This is a genomic window from Thauera sp. 63, assembly GCF_000310165.2.
GTDB lineage: Bacteria > Pseudomonadota > Gammaproteobacteria > Burkholderiales > Rhodocyclaceae > Thauera > Thauera humireducens.
Genome location: NZ_AMXC01000001.1, coordinates 397468 through 415872 on the forward strand (window position 1 = coordinate 397468; position 18405 = coordinate 415872).

The 18405-nt window shown below is 71.1% G+C and carries 12 protein-coding genes; 7 read left to right on the forward strand and 5 right to left on the reverse strand.

Going from position 1 to position 18405, the window contains the following annotated elements; genetic code table 11:
* Positions 1–2: 2 nt before the first annotated feature.
* From C664_RS01990 to C664_RS02015, 6 genes are read left to right on the forward strand one after another with little or no spacing between them, the layout of a single operon-like run.
* Positions 3–371: a GPW/gp25 family protein gene (locus tag C664_RS01990; RefSeq protein ID WP_004252131.1), complete on the forward strand. Its 369-nt coding sequence runs from the start codon at positions 3–5 to the stop codon at positions 369–371.
* A complete protein-coding gene (locus C664_RS01995) occupies positions 368–2938 on the forward strand; it encodes a putative baseplate assembly protein (protein ID WP_004252134.1) in 2571 nt (856 codons plus the stop codon). Before C664_RS01990 ends, C664_RS01995 begins: the two co-directional genes overlap by 4 nt.
* Complete coding sequence (locus C664_RS02000) at positions 2935–5745, forward strand: hypothetical protein (RefSeq protein WP_198291458.1); 2811 nt, start codon at positions 2935–2937, stop codon at positions 5743–5745. The genes C664_RS01995 and C664_RS02000 overlap by 4 nt, the downstream gene beginning before the upstream one ends.
* Positions 5742–7922 (forward strand): hypothetical protein, encoded by a 2181-nt coding sequence (locus C664_RS02005; RefSeq protein ID WP_004252140.1) that lies wholly within the window; start codon positions 5742–5744, stop codon positions 7920–7922. The genes C664_RS02000 and C664_RS02005 overlap by 4 nt, the downstream gene beginning before the upstream one ends.
* Before the next feature lie 12 nt (positions 7923–7934).
* On the forward strand, positions 7935–11126 hold the full coding sequence (locus C664_RS02010; RefSeq protein ID WP_004252143.1) for a DUF6519 domain-containing protein: 3192 nt from the start codon (positions 7935–7937) through the stop codon (positions 11124–11126).
* Between the two features lie 11 nt (positions 11127–11137).
* Positions 11138–11632 (forward strand): hypothetical protein, encoded by a 495-nt coding sequence (locus C664_RS02015; protein ID WP_004252145.1) that lies wholly within the window; start codon positions 11138–11140, stop codon positions 11630–11632.
* Between the two features lie 29 nt (positions 11633–11661).
* Here the strand turns inward: C664_RS02015 and C664_RS02020 are convergent, their stop codons facing one another.
* Genes C664_RS02020 through C664_RS02030 form a run of 4 tightly spaced genes read right to left on the reverse strand, consistent with a single transcriptional unit; the run spans position 11662 to position 15738 of the window.
* Positions 11662–13002, reverse strand: coding sequence for a DASH family cryptochrome (locus C664_RS02020; protein ID WP_004252149.1), 1341 nt, complete (start codon positions 13000–13002; stop codon positions 11662–11664).
* A 1-nt stretch (position 13003) separates the two neighbouring features.
* Positions 13004–13165 carry a DUF2256 domain-containing protein gene (locus C664_RS20205; protein ID WP_004252151.1) on the reverse strand — a complete coding sequence of 54 codons (162 nt, stop codon included), beginning with the start codon at positions 13163–13165 and terminating at the stop codon, positions 13004–13006.
* A 16-nt stretch (positions 13166–13181) separates the two neighbouring features.
* Positions 13182–14702 (reverse strand): cryptochrome/deoxyribodipyrimidine photo-lyase family protein, encoded by a 1521-nt coding sequence (locus C664_RS02025; protein ID WP_004252153.1) that lies wholly within the window; start codon positions 14700–14702, stop codon positions 13182–13184.
* A gap of 37 nt (positions 14703–14739) precedes the next feature.
* Positions 14740–15738 (reverse strand): NAD(P)/FAD-dependent oxidoreductase, encoded by a 999-nt coding sequence (locus C664_RS02030; protein WP_004252156.1) that lies wholly within the window; start codon positions 15736–15738, stop codon positions 14740–14742.
* Positions 15739–15905: 167 nt separating this feature from the next.
* Between C664_RS02030 and C664_RS02035 the strand changes: the two genes are divergently transcribed.
* The gene (locus C664_RS02035) at positions 15906–16364 is read left to right on the forward strand and encodes a DUF3429 domain-containing protein (RefSeq protein ID WP_004252158.1); all 459 of its coding nucleotides are present in this window, start codon (positions 15906–15908) and stop codon (positions 16362–16364) included.
* Between the two features lie 10 nt (positions 16365–16374).
* Here the strand turns inward: C664_RS02035 and C664_RS02040 are convergent, their stop codons facing one another.
* Entirely contained in the window at positions 16375–18336 is a 1962-nt protein-coding gene (locus C664_RS02040) for an ATP-dependent DNA helicase (protein WP_004252161.1), read from the reverse strand.
* Positions 18337–18405 lie beyond the last annotated feature (69 nt).

An 18405-nucleotide genomic window follows, 5' to 3' on the forward strand; every position in this document is an offset into this window, starting at 1 on the left:
TCATGGACACCCGCCTGCACTTTCCCTACCAGTTCGACGGCCGCGGCACCACGCGCACCGATGGTGCCGATGCCTGGATACGCGGCCTGATCGAGCAAGTGCTGTTCACCGCACCGGGGGAACGCGTGATGCGCCCGGACTTCGGCTGCGGGCTGCGCGAACTCGTGTTCGCCCCCAACAGCCCGGAACTGGCGGCCACCACGCAGTTCCTGGTACACGGCGCCCTGCAGCAGTGGCTTGGCGATCTCATCACCGTCGAGGCGGTCACGGTCGACGCGGTCGATGCGCGGCTCGCGGTGACGGTGCAGTACGTGGTGCGCCGTGACGAAAGCCGCCAGTCGGCGACCTTCCAGCGCGGAGGCGAGGCATGAGCGCGATCTACACCTGCTGCGAGGACAATCGCCGCACGGCGGTCGCCCTGCACCCCACGCTGAACGGCATCGATCACCTCGAAGTGCTCGACCTCGACGCACCGGCCGGCAGCCCGCGCCAGCGCACGCTGATGATCCGGCTGCTGAAACCGGTGCCGGCCGGCCTCACGCGCGACAACCTGCGCATCGACGGCGGCGAACGTATCCGCGAGGTCGGCATCGAATGGGTCGCCGCGGCGGACGCCCCGCCGCCTGCCGCCAACGCCGCCGAGCAGGCCTTCTTCACCGCGCTCGACGCAGCCGAGCACGTGCTGCTGGTGCGTACCGACAGCGAGGGCGACCACAGCCTCTACCGGCTCGCACTGGTCCTCGGTGTTGCCAGCGAGCACCCCCTGCCGGGTTTCGACCCGCGCCTGTCGAGCATCGACTTCCGCTTCAAGGTCGAATGCCCGAGCGACTTCGACTGCGCGCCGCAGCACGATTGCCCGCAGGGCGCGCCGCCCGCGCCGGACCTCAACTACCTGGCACGCGACTACGCCAGCCTGCGGCGGCTGCTCATCGACCGCCTGAGCCGCACGGTCCCCGGCTGGCGCGACCGCAGTCCGGCCGACCTGGCCACCACGCTCGCCGAACTCATCGCCTACGTCGGCGACCTGCAGCACTACCAGCTCGACGCCATCGCCACCGAAGCCTACCTGGGCACCGCGCGCCGCCGCACCAGCCTGCGCCGCCACGCGCTGCTGGTCGACTATCCACTGCACGAAGGCTGCAACGCCAGAAGCTGGCTGCATCTGGACGTGGCAGGCGGCCCGTTCGCACTGCCAGCCGGCATCCGCTTCTACACCCGGGTGCCGGGCATACCGCCTCGCATCGACGCGGATTCGCCCGAGGAACGCAACGCGCTGCAAGCCGGACCGCTGGTGTTCGAGCCGATCCACGCACCGACCCTGCGCGAGACACACAACCGCTTCGAGCTCTACACCTGGGGCGATGCCCGCTGCTGCCTGCCGGCTGGCGCCACAGGGGCAACCCTGCGCGGCCACCATCCCGAGCTTGCTGCGGGTGAGGTGCTGATCTTCCAGGAAATCTGCGGTCCGCTGACCGGTCTGGCCGAGGACGCCGACCCCGCCCGCCGCCACGCCGTGCGCCTGACGGCGGTGATGGCGTTCGCGGGTAGCGACCCGCTCACCGATCCGCTCGACGGCAGCGAAATCACCGAGATCCGCTGGCACGCCGACGACGCGCTACCCTTCTCGCTCTGCCTTTCCAGCGAAACCGACGCCGCCCACGGCAGCCGGCAGATCGACGGGGTCAGCATCGCGCTCGGCAACAACCTGCTGGTCGACCACGGCCGCAGCGTCGTCGGCGAGCACCTCGGCCGCGTGCCGGCACCGCGGCTGCACTATCCGCCGCGCCGGGGCGATGCCTGCCAGCGGTCAGAACCCGAACCCCTGCCACCGCGCTTCCGCCCGCAGCTTGCGGAGGGGCCGGTCACGCACCAGGGCACGGTGCTACGCGTCTTGCCGCACGACGGCGGCAGCCGCCACGAGCGGGTCACGTTCGACCCCGATGCGCCCGCTGCAGCGGCACTGCGTTGGCGGGCGGCCGATGCACTGCCCGCGATCGAGCTCGCTGACGACAGCGGTCGGCCGTGGACGGCAAGGCGCGATCTGCTGGCCAGCCACGCATCCGATACCCACTTCGTCCTCGAGACCGAGGACGATGGCAGCGCCCGCCTGCGTTTCGGCGACGATGTCCACGGTCGCCGGCCCGACAGCGGGATGGCCTTCACCGCACGCTACCGCATCGGCAACGGCCCGCAGGGCAACGTCGGCGCCGACAGCATCGCCCATGCGGTATCCAGTGAGGGACGCATCCGGTCGGTCACCAACCCGCTGCCCGCGCGCGGCGGCCTCGCACCGGAGACCGCCGCTGCGCTGCGCCGCGGCGCGCCGCAGGCCTTCCGCACCCAGCAGCGTGCCGTCACCCCGGCCGACTACGCGGAAGTCACCGAACGCCTCGACGATGTGCAGCGCGCCACGGCCACGCTGCGCTGGACCGGCAGCTGGCATACGGTGTTCATTGCCGTCGATCGCCGCGCTGGCCGCGCGGTCGATGCCGGCTTCGCCGCCGACGTGCGCGCCCACCTCGAGCGCTTCCGCATGGCGGGCCACGACCTGCGCATCGACGAGCCAATCCCCGTGTCGCTCGAACTCGACCTGCTCGTCTGCGTGAATCGCGCCCACTTCCGCAGCGACGTGCGGCGCGGCCTGCTGCAGGCGCTCGGTAGCCGCAGCCTGCCCGATGGCCGCCGTGGCCTCTTCCATCCGGACAACTTCAGCTTCGGGCAGACCGTCTTCCTCGGCCCGATCCAGGCCGCCGCACGCAGCGTGGCGGGCGTGGATTCGGTGCAGGTCACGCGCTTCCAGCGTCAGGGCCAGGCCGACCCGCGGCCGCTCGCTGACGGCTTCATGGCGCTGGGCCGGCTCGAGATCGCACGGCTGGCCAACGACCCCAACTTCCCGGAGCACGGCGTGCTGCGGCTCGACCTGCACGGAGGCAAATGATGAGCACCGAGCGCTCCCGTCTGCCCGGCTGTGACTGCTGCAGCGGCACGGGCACCGACACGCCGCAACGCATCGCGAACCCGCCGGGCCAGCCGAGCATCAGTTACCGCGCCGGGCGCCACGGCGACTTCCTCGCCTCGATCCAGGCCCGGCTGTCGAGCGCCGACTACCCCGCGCTGGCCGGCCTCGGCACGCGCGAGTCGAGCGACTTCACGCTCGCGCTGGCCGATGCGCTGGCCAGCTCGCTCGACGTGCTGTCGTTCTACACCGAGCGCATCGCCCAGGAGCACTACCTGCGCACCGCCACCGAGCGCCTGTCGGTGGGCGCACTGGCGCGACTCATCGGCTATCGCCTCGCGCCCGGCGTCGCCGCCGGCACGCATCTCGCCTTCACCCTGCAGGACACGCCGGGTGCGGCCCCCACACCCACAACGACCACCACGATTCCGGCCGGCACCCGGGTGCAGAGCGTGCCCGGCCAGGGCGAGACTGCGCAGACCTTCGAGACCATCGCCGAGATCAGCGCCCGCGCAGCGTGGAACGCAATGCCCGCGCGCACCACCGAAGCATGGCAACCGCGGCGCGGCGATACCGAGTTGTGGCTCGAAGGCGTCGCCAGCGGGCTGTCGCCGGGCGACGCGATCCTCATCGTCGGCCTGGAGCGTCAGCGCGACTCGGGCAGCGAGCGCTGGGACGTGCGCGTCCTGTCGGCGGTCGAGCCCGACATTGCCGGCGGCCGCACCCGCCTGCAGTGGACGCATCCGCTCGGCAGCGCCTTCCCGGCGATGACCCCGGCCAGCCTCGGCGCGGAAGTCCATGCACTGCGCCAGCGCACCGCGCTCTTCGGCCACAACGCGCCCGACGCCAACCTGTTCGGCAATGCCGATTCCAACATCGCGCAGCTGATCGACACCAGCAGCGCGCACTGGAACTGGAAGAACTTCGCGCTCGACCCGGCCGCCCTCGACCTCGACACCGACAACCCGAAAATCGTCGGCGGCAGCTGGATCGCGCTGGTTTCGAACGAGGTGGGACGCGGCAGCGCCGACCTGCCGGGCTACACCGAGCTCTACCGCGCCCGCGCGGTCGCGCATCGCAGCCGCAACGCCTTCGGTATCTCGGGCAAGGTCACCCGCATCACCCCGGACACCACCGAGAATCTGACCGCCAGCCGCTTCCCGCTGCGCCGTACGCTGGTGCTGGCACAGAGCGAGCGCCTCGCGACCCACGCCCGTCCGCTGCGCCATCCGGTGCAGGACGAGCTGCTCCCTCTGGGCGTGCGCGCCGAGGGATTGCAGCCTGGCCAGGCCATCGCGGTATCGGGCACGCGTCAGCGCATCGCCATCGCCGCTGGCGCTACCAGCCTGGTGCTGGCGACCGACGACGGCGCCACCGTGCCGCTGGCCGGTGGCGACGAGCTGTTCATGCTGGCACCCGCGGCACGCCTCATCGGTGGCAACGCCGTCGCACTCGATGGCGAAGCCTTCCTCGCCCAACTGGGACGTGCCGGCACACGCCTGCGTCTGCGCCTGCTCGACCGCGACGGTCGCGCGGGGACGCTGGAAGCCAACGCCAGCGAACTGGCGCTTGCGCCCGCACGCAGGGACGACGCTCGGGTGGCCGAAATCGCGTGGATCGCGAACACCGCCACCGCGGTCACGCACGGCCGCGACGACACCACGCTGACACTGGCGGCACCGCTGAAGCACGTCTTCGCGCGCGCCTCGCTGCGCGTCAATGCCAACGTCGCCCCTGCCACGCATGGCGAAACCATCGAGGCCATCCTCGGCGACGGCGACGCGGGCCGCCCCAACCAGCGCTTCCACCTGGCGCAGGCCCCGCTGACCTACGTCATCGCCAGCACGCCGAGCGGACGGCGGTCGACGCTGGCCCTGCGGGTCGACGACGTCCTGTGGACCGAACGTGCCAGTCTCGACGCCGCGCCGGGGGGCGCCCGCGCCTTCGAGACCTGGGAAGACGACGAAGGGCACACGCACATCCAGTTCGGCGACGGCATCGAGGGCGCGCGCCTGCCGACCGGCACGGCCAATGTGCGCGTGCGCTACCGCAAGGGCATCGGCGCTAGCGGCAACGTCGGCGCGGGCACGCTCACCACCCTGCTGAGCCGCCCGCTGGGCGTCGGCGAAGCCAGCAACCCGGACGCGGCCAGCGGTGGCGAAGACCCGGAGACGATCGGCCACGCGCGCGACAGCGCACCGCTGACGGTACTGACGCTCGATCGCGCGGTGTCGATCACCGACTACGCCAACTTCGCCCGCGCCTTCGCCGGCATCGACAAGGCGCATGCGCTGTGGATTCCTGCAGGTCCGGCGCGCGGCGTCTTCGTGACGATTGCCGGCATCGGCGGCGCGCGGGTCGAGGCCACCAGCGACACCTACCGTCACCTCTTCGACGCGCTGCGCACCTGGGGCGACCCGCTCGTCCCGCTTCGCCTCGAGAACTTCATCGACGCCCGCTTCCGGTGCCGCGTGCGGGTGCGCGCCCTCGGCGGCTTCGAACCCGCGGCGGTGGTGGCCGCAGTGCGCGTTGCCCTTCTGGCGCGCTTCGCCTTCGCCGCGCGCGCCTTCGGGCAGACGGTGTCGCTCGACGAGATCGCGGCAGCGGCGCAGGGCGTGCGCGGCGTCGAGGCGGCCCACGTGGCGCGGCTCCACCGCAGCGGCCAGCCGCCCGCCCAACACCCACGTCTGTTCGCCGCGCTGCCCCAGCCCTCGCTGACGGCGGTGCCGGCCCCGGCCGAACTGCTGACGCTGGCGACGGACGGCCTCGAGGTGGAGGTGCTGCCATGAGCTTCGACGCCCGCAGCCTGTTCGAACTGCTCCCCGCGATCCATCGCATCCGCGACGCCGAGCTGGCGCAGCAGATGGGCGACAGCCTGCTGACCGTGGCCGAACGCACGGAACGCGATGCGCTGGCGGCACTCGCCGCGCCCAGCGCGGACGAGCAGCAACGCCTCGCCGCCCTGAACGGGAAGGCCGCGCGCGGACCGCTCGAATCGCTGATCGCCGTGTTCGCGGAGCAGATCGGCGCGATGGACGAGAACCTCGCCCAGCTCTACGACGACCTGTTCATCGAGACCTGCGCCGACTGGGTCGTGCCCTACATCGGCGACCTGATCGGCTACGAGAGCCTGCACAGCGTGGCACCGAAAGTGGCCAGCCCGCGCGCCGAGGTGGCGCACACGATCGCATTGCGCCGGCGCAAGGGCACGGCACTGGTCCTCGAGCAGCTTGCGCGCGACGTCACCGGCTGGGACGCGCGCGCGGTCGAGTACTTCCAGCGCCTTGCCGCCACCCAGTACATGAACCACCCGCGCCCGCACGCGCTGCAGTCGCCAGACCTGCGCCGCGGGCGCGCGCTGGCGTGGCTCGGCACGCCCTTCGACACCAGCATGCGCACGGTCGAGGTGCGCCGCATCGAGCACGGCGGCGGGCGCTACAACATCCCCAATGTCGGCCTGCACCTGTGGCGCATCCAGGCCTTCCCGCACAGCGCCAGCCCCGCGGCCCATGCGGGCGTGCGCTGCTACCGTGCCAGCCCGCTGAACCACGACCTGCCGCTCTACAACCGCCCCCTGGCCGAGGATGACATCAGCCACCTCGCCGGCCCGGACAACGTGCCGTGGCCCCTGTCGCGCCGTCGCCTGGCGGCCGAACTCGGTCGTCACTACGGCAGCCGCCCCGGCGCCGGCGAAGCGGTCGACAACCGGGCACCGGCGCTGCAGCTGTGGGTGGACGGGACCGCCATCGAGCGCGACCGCATCCGCATCTGCAACCTGAGCGACGATGGCGCCGGCTGGGCCCACACGCCACCGCCCGACGGCGTGTATTCGATCGATCCGCAACTCGGCCGCATCGCCCTGCCCGGCGATGCTCCCGACCCCGCCGACGTCCGCCTCGACTGGCGCGAAGGCTTCAGCGCCGAACTCGGTGGCGGCGAGTACGAGCGCGGCGACAGCCTGCCGATACCGCCGGGCGGCGTTCCCGTCGCCCGCGTGCCGGCCGAACACGCCACGCTGGCCGCCGCGCTGGCCGCGATCGACGGCAACGGGGTCGTCGAGATCGCCGACAACCGCCGCTACGCCGAAACGCTGGCGATCGACGTGGTGGCCGACGGCAGCGTCGAGATCCGCGCCGCCAACGGCTTCCGCCCGGTGCTGGTGGTGGACGGGCTGTCGATCCGCGGCGGCGACAACGCCGCCTGCACCCTCAACGGTCTGCTCGTCACCGGCGCGCCGCTGGTAGTGCCGGACGCGGGCGGCAATGCGCTCGCACGGCTCACGCTGCTGCACTGCACGCTGGTTCCGGGCATCGCCCTGGCGCCGGATGCCACGCCCCTGCAACCCGACACCGCCAGCCTGCGCCTGGAACTCGCCGGGCTCGAGACCACCCTCGTCCGCTGCATCGTCGGCGGCATCCGTGCCCATCCGCGCGCACGCTTCGCCGCCAGCGACAGCGTGATCGATGCCACCGGTCGCGCGCGCACCGCCTTCGCCGGGCTGGATGACGCCTCGCCCGGCGCCGAACTCTCGCTCGCGGCCTGCAGCGTGATCGGCAAGCTGCACACCGCCGAGGTCGGCCTCATCGCCAACAGCATCCTGTTCGCGGCACTCGGCAGCGGGGACACCTGGCCCGCGCCGGTGCGGGCCGCACGCAAGCAGGCCGGCTGCATCCGCTTCAGCTGGTTGCCACTGGATGCCATCGTGCCGCAACGCTACCGCTGCCAGCCGGCCTCGGCCGCGGACCAGCGCATCTCGCCACAGTTCGTATCGCGTCGCTATGGCACGCCGGCCTACGCCCAGCTTGCCGTCCGTACCCCCGCCGAGATCCGCCGCGGCGCCGACGACGAGGGCGAGATGGGGGCGCTGCACCACCTGTACGCCGCGCAGCGCGAGACCAACCTGCGCATCCGGCTGGCCGAATACCTGCGGGTCGGGCTGTTCGCCGGCCTGTTCCATGAATCCTGACGGAGTCCGATCATGAGTTTCGATCTGAGCCGCATCCGCTTCGACGCCCGCCGCGACTTCCTGGGCGTCATCATGCAGCAGGGCCGCGTCCAGCTCGATGCGGACTGGAACGAATGGGTCGCCCAGCTTGGCCGCCGCCTGCAGGCCGGCACGCTCGATACCTTCGGCGGCTCGGTCGTGCCGCGCACCACGCCCGACGGTTTCCTGATCCAGGCGACGGGCGGCGGTTTCACCATCGGGCGCGGCCGCATCTACGTCGACGGCCTGCTGGCCGAGAACCACGGCGCCGGCGACGCGGGCTGGGACGACCGCCTGGCGGAGCCCACCGGCAGCACGGCGGTGGACTATGCCGCCCAGCCCTACTACCCCGATCCGCCGGCCCTGCCTGCGGAGGGCCGCCATCTGGTGTATGTGGACGTGTGGCAGCGCGACCTGACCGCGGTGCAGGCGCCGGACCTGATCGAGCAGGCGGTGGGTGTCGACACCACCGGCCGTCGGCAGACGGTCTGGCAGGTGAAGCTGCTGCCCGACATCGGCAATGCCGGCTGCAGCAGCGCGGACGAGGACGTACCGGGCTGGGCCGCGATCACCGCGCCCTCGCCCGCACGCCTGAGTACCACCACCGGTACGCCGGACTTCACCCCCAACCCCTGCGAGGTGCCGCCCGCGGCGGGCTATCTCGGACTGGAGAACCAGCTCTATCGTGTCGAAGTGCATACCGGTGGCGCACTCGGCACGGCGACCTTCAAGTGGTCGCGCGACAACGCAACGGTGGCCTCGCGCGTCACCCACATCAACGCCGCCCGCACCCGCATCACGGTGGAGAGCGTCGGCCGCGACGATGTGCTGCGCTTCAACGATGGCGACTGGGTGGAGATCACCGACGACTGGCGCGAGCTGAAGAACCTGCCGGGCGAAATGCGGCGCCTGCGCGTGCCGGGTGGCGTGGATGACACGGCGCGCACGCTGGAATTCGACACCCCGCTGCCGGCGGGTATGTTCCCGACCGATGCGCAGCACGCCACCCAGGCACAGCGCAACACGCGCGTCCGGCGCTGGGACCAGGCCGGCGCGGTTCGGCGTGAGGACGGCGCGGTGTTCCAGGACCTGGACAACGCCGCGAGCGACGGCACGATCCGCATCCCGGCCGCCGGCACGCGCTTGTTCCTCGAACACGGCGTGCTGGTGGAATTCAGCCTGGCCGCCGGCGGTGGGCATTTCCGCAGCGGCGACCACTGGGTGTTCGCCGCCCGTACCGTGGACGCCAGCATCGAGCGCCTCGACCACGCGCCCCCGCTGGGCATCCACCATCACTATGCGCGCCTGGCGGTCGTCACCTTCCCGTCCGGCGAGGATGACTGCCGTACCCTGTGGCCGCCCCTGCAAGAGGGCGAAGGCTGCGACTGCAGCGTGTGCGTCAGCGCCGAAGGCCACAACAGCGGCGTGGCCACCATCCAGCAGGCCATCGACAGCATCAAGGACCACGGCGGCACGGTCTGCCTGGGCATCGGCGAGTTCCGCATCGCTGCGCCGCTGACGATCTCCGGCGCGCGATCGCTGCGCATCCGCGGCCAGGGCTGGGCGACGCTGCTGACCGGCGCGGCGCCGGGCAGCCTCTTCGACCTCAGCGCGAGCACCGGCGTGGCGCTGGAGAATCTCAGCGCGCTGGGCTCGGGCGGGAATTCGGGCACGACCGCGGTGATCGCCGCGCACAATGTCGTCGATCTGCGCATCGAACATGTGAATGTGCTCGGTGTCGCGGTGGGCGACGGCACCAGTGTCGGCATCGGCCTGTCCGGCTTCGCGCTGGCGACCGCCATTCGCGATTGCGCCGTCGTCGCCGAGCGCGGCATCGCCACGCTGGCGCGCGAGCGGCAGAGCCAGCTGTTGAGCGCCGAGCTGCGCATCACCGACAACATCCTGCTGTGCGGCCAGCGCGCCATCAGTTTTGACGCCACCACGCTGCACTACGGCACGACCCGCCTCGACCACAACCTGATGCTGCTCTGCACCGACGCCAGCGTCGTCGCGACCGGCGGCGTGCTGCCCGGCTCGTCCGTCAGCGTGGCCGACAATGTGATGTACACAATGGGCGACGGCGTGCGTGCCGGCATCGACGGGCTCGCGCTGGAACGCAACGAGATCACCGGCCTGGGCGCCCGCAACCGCAACGGCATCGTGCTGCAGGAAGGGCTGGACCCGGTGGCCCTCGACCGTGTGCGCATCGTCGCCAACCGCCTGAGCCTGATGCGTGGCAACGGCATCGCAATCCGCCACCGCGTGGAGGACGCCCTGATCGCCGACAACCTCATCGACGCCACGGGCCAGGCGGGCCTGCTGATGGAGGAAGGCGGCGCAGCCGGCTACCTGATGCTGCGCGGCAATCAGTTCCGCCGCCTGGGCCTGCTGCTGGAGGACGCCGAGCGCGGCTTCGCCGGCGTGCAGCTGGTGGACATCACCCGCGGCGACGTGCTCGACAACCTGATCGCCGACGTAGCCCGCGAGGCGGCCAACAGCCCGGGCGTGGATGGCCTGCGCGCGCTGGCGATCGGCGAGCTGCGCATCGCCGGCAACCGCCTGCACGGCATCGGCCCCGACCGCATCGGCGGGCCGGTCGCCGCGATCCGGCTGCTGCCGCCCTTCGACCGCGTTGCGATCGACGACAACACGCTCGACCGCGTCTCCGGTCCGGAGCAGAAGCCGGTCATGGCGCAATGGTGGGCGCTGCTGGTCGCCATCGACCCCCGCGGTGCGGCCGGGGAACTGGCCACGGCGACGCGCCACTACGGCATCTCGTACCTGGCCACCGCGGCGGAAAGCGCCTACCTGCTGACAGCGAGCCGCGTACGGGCGATCGCACTCACCCCGTCGAACCTGTCGATTCGCGGCAACCGCATGCGCGGCCAGCAGAGCGCCGTCCCCCTGGTGCAGTGCCTGCAGATGGCCTACTGCCTGTTTGCCGACAACCACTGCGAGGCGCAGGGCGAAGGGGGTCGCGGACCGGTCATCGGCCAGATCGGCGGACGCAGCCTGAACGCGAGCAACAACCACCTGCGCGGCCCCGGGGACACCGACACCCTGCACCTGCTGCCCGAACGCAAGCAGGCGATCGTCATCGGCAACACCAGCAGCGGCAACATCCGCGTTCCGTCCGGCGCGCCGCTGCCGGCCGACATCAGCCTGACCAACATCATCGGCATCTGAGGGAGACCTTCATGGCCATCGCAAGCTTCCGCGGCGAGAAGAGTGTCGCCGACCTCGCCGACAAGCTCTACACCAGGCTGACCCCGCGCCAGCGCGAACTGGCCGTCGACGCGATCCTGAAGGCCAACCCGCAACTGGCCGAGATCGACAAGGTGCCGCAAGGCGCGCTGCTGAACCTGCCTGTGCTGCCCGAACTGCGCGCGAAGGCCACGCGCAAGCTCGAAAGCCCCGACGACCAGATCGTCTCCCAGTTGCGCGAAGCCCTGGACGCACACGGCAAGCGCCTGGCGGAGCGCAACCGACAGGCATTGACCGCGCTCGAGGACACCCGGCGTCATCTCGAGGACAAAGCGCTGGCCGAAGCCATCCACAAGAACCCTGCGCTACCCGAGGTCGTCGAGGGCATCGTCAAGGCCGGCGAAGTGCGTAACAAGGAACTCACGGACCGGCAGAAGCGCTTCGAACTCGCGGTGGCGCAGATCCTGAAGGATCTCGACAGCCTCTGAGTCGGACGAGACACACCAGCGGCGGACTGTCAGGCGCCGACGTCGCAGCCCCAGAGGCGGCGGTAAACGCCGTCCGGATCATGCTCCTGCGCCTGCTTGTCCGGATTGAAACGCCGCCCGCCGCGCGGATCGGTGCCGCGCCCGGCGATGTACAACCAGTTGCCCTGGTTGCTGCAGACGTCGTAATCGACCAGTTGCGCCTCGAACCAGGCCGCGCCGGCGCGCCAGTCGCAACCGAGGTCGTGCACCAGATAGCTGGCGACAAGCTGGCGCAGGCGGTTGGACAGGTAGCCGGTGGCCGCCAGCTCGCGCATGCCGGCGTCGACCAGCGGCTGCCCGGTCTCGCCACGGCGCCAGCGTGCGAAGGCCGCGGCATCGTGGGCGGGCGGCACGGCGCGTTCGGCAAGGCCGCGCGCGCGGTACAGGCGCCGCCCGTGCTGCAGGTGCAGGAAACGGAAATAGTCCCGCCACAGCAGCTCGAACCACAGCCAGTAGCTGCCTTCGCTGGCGCCGCGTCGTGCCTCGAATGCGCGCAGCGCGGCATATACGCTGCGCGGCGACAAGACGCCCTGTGCCAGCCAGGGCGAAAACTTGCTGGAGAAGTCGGTGCCAATCAGGCCGTTGCGCGTGGCCTTGTAGCGATGGGCGAGATCGCCGGCGAAATAGCCTTGCAGATGGGCCTGCGCGGCGGGCTCTCCGCCCTCGAAGGCCGGAGTCCAGTAGGGGAACGAGGCCTGCGCCGCCTGCGCGGCCGACCGGCCCGAGCACCCCGACGGCGCAGGCCGGTGCGCACCCGGAGCTGCTGCACCCTTTCCGACTTCCTCGCCCCCCGACGGCAGCGGCGGCAGGACGACGGGCGCGGGCAAGGGGTCGGCCGGCACGCAGCCTGCCGCCTCGACGGCCTGACGGAAGGCGGTGAACACCGGCGGCAGCCGCGACGGATCGAAGGGCAGCGCCGCGGGATCGAGCAGGCTGGACTGCCACACGGTCCGCACCCGCAGCCCCGCCGCGCGCAGGGCATCGACGGCGGCCTGCTCCTCGGGCGCGGGGATGTCCTCGCACACGATGGTGTCGGCGCCAATCTGCCGCACCAGTTCGACCAGCACCTCTGCCGGCGCCCCGGCGCACTGCCGCAGGCGACTGCCGCGGGCACGCAGGGCCTCGTCGAGCGCGGCCAGAGCGGTTGCCTGGAACGCCCCTCGATGCGGTCCGCGGCGAACGAAACCCCAGGGCGTCGCCTGGTCGTCCCCCGGGTCGTGGACGAACACCGGCAGCAGGCGATCGGCCTGTGCGCAGGCTTCGCGCAGCGCGAGGTTGTCGGCCAGACGCAGATCGTTTCGGAACCAGAGGATCACCGTGCGCAGAGCCACTTCAGCCCACCTCCTCGGCGTGCGCTGCCGTGCGACGCTCGCGACGGCAGCGCTCGGAGCAGTAACGCACCGCGTCCCAGTCCTTCTCCCAGCGCTTGCGCCAGGCGAAGGGGCGTCCGCAGCAGGCGCAGCGCTTGGTGGGCAGGTCGGATTTCTTGCGCATGCGCACGGTGGCTCCCTCAGAACTCGAATTGCAGTTGCCCGGCGGAGCCGGACGGCCTGCGGCCCCGCGCCGCCGGTCGCTTGCGCGAACCGTGACGCTCGACGATCGCGGCTTTGGCCGCACGCACCTCGGGCCGGGCGCGCAGCGCATGCAGGCGGGACTTGGCCGCGCGGGTGGCGGACTCGAGTTCGACCGGCGGCGCCGGGATGTCCTCGCCGACGCGCACGCCGCAGCGCGCCTGCAGGTCCGGTGGCATGCGCCAGGGTTCGAACAGCCAGGTATCGGGCACGCGGCGCAGGGCTGGCAGCCAGCGCCGCACGAAGCGGCCTTGGGCGTCGTGGTCGCGTGCCTGCTTGATCGGGTTATAGACGCGCGTGGTGTTGATGCCGGTCGTGCCCGACTGCATCTGCAGCTGGCTCCAGTGGATGCCCGGCTCGTAATCGAGGAACTGCCGTGCCAGCCACAGGCCCACCGGCCGCCAGTGCAGCCAAAGCGGGTAGGCGGCGACCGACACCAGCATCGCGCGCATGCGGAAGTTGATCCAGCCCGTCTCGCGCAGCATCGCCACGCAGGCATCGACCAGCGGCCAGCCCGTGCGACCCGCGACCAGCGCCTCGAAATGCGCCGGGTTCCAGTCGTGCTCGCGCAGGCCGTCGTAGCCGCGATGCAGGTTCTCGAACTCCAGCGCCGGTTCGCTCTCGAGCTTCTGGATGAAGTGGCAATGCCAGTAAAGGCGGCTGACGAAAGCCGACAGGCCGGCGCGGCGGCGGTCGCCCTCGGGCACACAGGCGATGCGTTCGCGCGTGGCCTGCACCACCTCGCGCAGGCTGAGCTGGCCCCAGGCGAGATACGGCGACAGGCGCGAGCAGGCGGTCGGCGCCGACAGTGGCGACGAGATGCCGCCCCGGTACTGGCCGCTGCGGACATCGAGAAAGTCATGGAGACAGGCCAGTGCCGCCTCGCGCCCGCCGCGCTGACGCAGCGCCGGCTCTACTGCCGACAGCCCGAGCGAGGCGGCAGCCGGCGCGCGCTCGGCCGGCCACGGCAAGGGAACGAAGATGGGCGCGGGCTGCGGCACCTGCGGTGCGCCGACATGTGCCTCCCACGCCGGCTGCCAGCGGTCGCGGTCCGCGAGCTGGCGCACGACGCCGAACTGCGGGAACTCGTGCCAGCGCACACCGTGTTCGCGACACCAGCGCGCCACGGCGCGATCGCGGGCGTAGCTGGCGCCGTTGCCGGTTTCCTCGTGGGAATACAGCGTGGAGAACGGCGCCAGTGCGTGCAGCCGGTCCAGCACCGCCGGCATGTCACCGACGACGAGGTGCAGCCGCCCGCCGAGGCGGCGCAGTTCGGCATGCAGCTCGCGCGCACCCTCGAGCATGAAGTGGTAGTGCTGGGTTGCCGCATCCGGCTGTGCCCACAGCGAGGGCTCGACCACGCACAGGCACAGCACCGGCCCCCTGCGGGCGGCCGCGGCGAGTGCCGCGTGATCGACGACGCGGAAGTCCCGCTTGAACCAGACGACGCCGTAGTCCACGCACCACCTCCCCGGCAGCTGCCGCCCCAGCGCGAGCCTAGCGCGCCAGCGCCTCGAAGCTGCCCACCATCTCGCGCCCGAGCGCGCGGCCGCTGAGCCATGCGCCCTCGACCCGGCCGCCGTTCAGCCAGTCGCCACACAGGCCAAGTGCCTCATCGGGACACCACAGGCAGCCGCCGTCGACCGCTGATTCGGTGATCGCGTAGCGCCATCGGTGTGCCGACCACGCTTGCGGCGGTTTGCCGCCCAAAGCCACGAATGCGTCGATCAGTGCCTGCGCGACCCTTTCGGCTTCCGCTTCCAGATGCGATTCGCTCCAGGCCGCGCTGGCGTGCAGGAGCCAGGTTTCCTGTCCTTCCCGTCCGGGCTTGCCGCTGTTGCGGGCCATCCAGCGCAAGGGGCCGTCATTGACGAAGGCAGCGTCGAAAGGCAGGTCGAGCGCCTCGTCGAAGCGCAGCATCACGGACCAGCAGCCTTCCATCTTTGCGCGCGACGCCGCCGTCGCCAGCCTGGACGACGCTGGCGCGAGCAGCGGCGCGGCTTGCGGGGCGGGCACCGCGAGAACCACGCCATCGAATCGCGCCTCGAGTTCGCCCTGCTCGGCACAGACTGCGCGCCAGCCATCGGCATCGCGCCTCAGGCCGGTGATCGTCATGCCGGTCTGCACCCGCAGATTCCCGGCAAGCAAGCGGGCCGGCGCGGTCATGCCCGGCACGCCGACGAAGCGTTCCGTGCGCTCTCCCGCCTCGCGGACACCGTGGGCGTCGATGACCACGATCCGCGGCGACCACAGGGCCGCCACGCCAGCCTGCTGCCACCGTGCCACCTCGGCGCGGAATCCCGGGTCGCGCGCAGTGAAGTACTGCGCCCCGTGATCGCAGGTCCAGCCGTCGCCCCGCCGGGTGCTCATACGCCCGCCGACGCCACGGCTTTTGTCCACGACATCAGCGGAGAAACCGGCTTGGCGCAGCGTCTGGGCGGCAGACAGCCCGGCAAGGCCGGCGCCAATCACGAGGCAACGGGGGTTCGGGTTCATGAATGCGGATGTCGGGGCATGTGGAGCGAAGGAGGCGGCCCCCGCGCGAGCCACGGGGCAGCGCTAGAATACACCATGTTTGTCATGGACAAACAGGCGCGCCGCACCTAGCATTCGGGGAGGAACGATTCTCTCGCCTTTCCTTCATCATTCACGCCCTTGCACACATGAACTCGCCGTCCCCCGACCCCCTCCGTCGCGCCGCAGCCTGGCTGGGCTACGGCGGCCTGATCCCCTTCATCGTCCTCGCCCCGGCGAGCCTGCTCGATCATCACCACGGCTGGACGTGGAGCGATGCGCTGTATGGCTACGGAGCGATCATCCTGAGCTTCGTCGGTGCGCTGCACTGGGGTTTCGCGATGAGCGCACCGGGGCTGGAAGAGGTCCGGCGCGTGCGCTGCCTCGTGTGGAGCGTCGTGCCTGCCCTGTTCGCCTGGCCCGCATTGCTGCTCGCCCCCGCAGGGGCCGCCGCACTGCTGGTGTTCGGCTTCGTGGCGCACTATCTGCTGGATCGCCGGCTCGCCCGGCGCATGGCCTTTCCGGCGTGGTATCTGCCCTTGCGGCTGAGGCTGACGACGGTCGCCTGCCTCAGCCTGATCCTCGGCGCCTTCGTGCCGCTGGGCTGAGCCTGGAAGCTCAGTCGCCGCGCCGCGGCGGCGGCAGGGTCTGCAGGAAGGCCACGGCATCGTCCTCGGCGCGGGTGCGCCGCATCGGCGGCAGACTTCGCCACACGACCTTGCCGTAAGATTTTTCGATCATGCGCGGGTCACAGATGCACAGCACGCCGCGGTCGCGCTCGGTGCGGATCAGCCGACCGGCGCCCTGCTTCATGTTGATGACGGTGCGCGGCAACTGGTGGTGGATGAAGGGGCTGAGCCCCTGCTTCTGCATGTGCTCGACGCGCGCGGCCAGCACCGGGTCGTCGGGCGGGGCAAAGGGAAGCTTGTCGATGACGACGAGCGACAGCGCATCGCCGGGCACGTCCACCCCTTCCCAGAAACTCTGGCTGGCGACCAGCACCGCGTTGCCCAGGCGACGGAAGCGTTCGAGCAGCTCGGTGCGCGAGCCTTCGCCCTGCAGCAGCACCGGCAGCGCGTCGCCGCTCTGCTGCAGGCCGTCGACGATCAGCTCGTGGATGCGACGCATCGCCCGCAGCGAGGTGCACAGCACGAAGGCGCGGCCCCGGGCGGCGCGGATCAGCGGCAGCGCCACCTTGGCGACGCGCTCGGTGTAATCGGGCGCATTCGGGTCGGGCATGCCGGCCGGCGCATACAGCAGCGCCTGCTCGGCATAGTCGAAGGGGCTGCCCCACACGGCCGTCATCGGCGGCGGATCCATCCACGCCAGGCCGAGCTCACGGCAGTAGTGGCCGAAGTCTGCCTTGCCCACCGCCAGCGTCGCCGAGGTGAACACCCAAGCGCGCGGGTGGCCGTCGAGTTGGCGCTTGAACACGTCCGAGACATGCAGCGGCGTGGCGTTGAGCGCCAGCGACTGGGTGAAGACCTCGACCCAGCGGATGAGGTCGGTTTCGGCGGGATTGCGCCAGCGCGCGAGGCGCTCGGCCATCTCTTCGGTGCGGCGCAGGCAGTTGGCGAGTCCTTCGGAGCGCTCGGCCTGGGTGTCCAGCACGGCGTGGAATTCGCCCAGCGTCTTTTCCAGGGCCTCGACCTGCGCGTCGAAGTTCTCGCGCTCGGAGGCCTGCGCGGCCGACAGGCGCGCGCTCTCGGTGCCGAACACCAGGCGCAGGTCGCGCGCGGCCTTCTCCAGGTTGCGCGTCTGGTCGATCATCGGTACGCAGTCGCGCGCCGCCGATACCGTTTCGGAGCGGGTGTCGCGCGCCAGTTCCAGCACCTGCGCGGTGGATACGCTGTCGCCGAAGAACAGGCTCGCGGTCTCGGGCAGCTGGTGGGCCTCGTCGAAGATCACCGCGTTGCACGCCGGCAGCAGCTCGCCCATGCCCTCGTCGCGCAGCATCACGTCGGCGAAGAAAAGGTGATGGTTGACCACCACCACGTCCGCCTCCATCGCGTTGCGCCGCGCCTGCATGACGAAGCACTCCTCCTTGAACGGGCAGTCCTGGCCGAGGCAGTTGTCGCGCGTCGAGGTGGCGGCGATCCAGGCCATCGAGTCCTCCCGCACGTCGGTGCATTCGGCCTTGTCGCCAGTCTGCGTCACCTGCGCGAAGCGCGTGATGGCGCGCAGGTCGGCGGCGTCCTGCGCGGTGAGGAAGCGGCCGTCGCGCGCGTTGCGCTCGAGGTGGTAATGGCAGACGTAGTTGGCGCGGCCCTTCAGCAGCGCGATCGACACCGGCACCTTCAGCGCGGCGCGCACGGTGGGCAGGTCGCGGTTGAAGAGCTGATCCTGCAAGGTCTTGGTGCCGGTGGAAATGATGACCTTGCCCCCCGCCAGCAGCGCCGGCACCAGGTAGGCGAAGGTCTTGCCGGTACCCGTGCCCGCCTCGGCCACCAGGATACGGTTGGCCTTGATCGCCTCGGCGATCTTCTGCGCCATCTCGATCTGCTGCGGACGCGCGCGGAAACCGGGGATGGCGACGGCGAGCGGGCCGTCGGCGGCGAAGATCGGGGTGGGGTCGGACATCGGGCCGCGGCAGTTCGGTGATCGGGTCGGGGAAGGCGACGATTGTACGTGCTCGGGACGCTGCCCGCA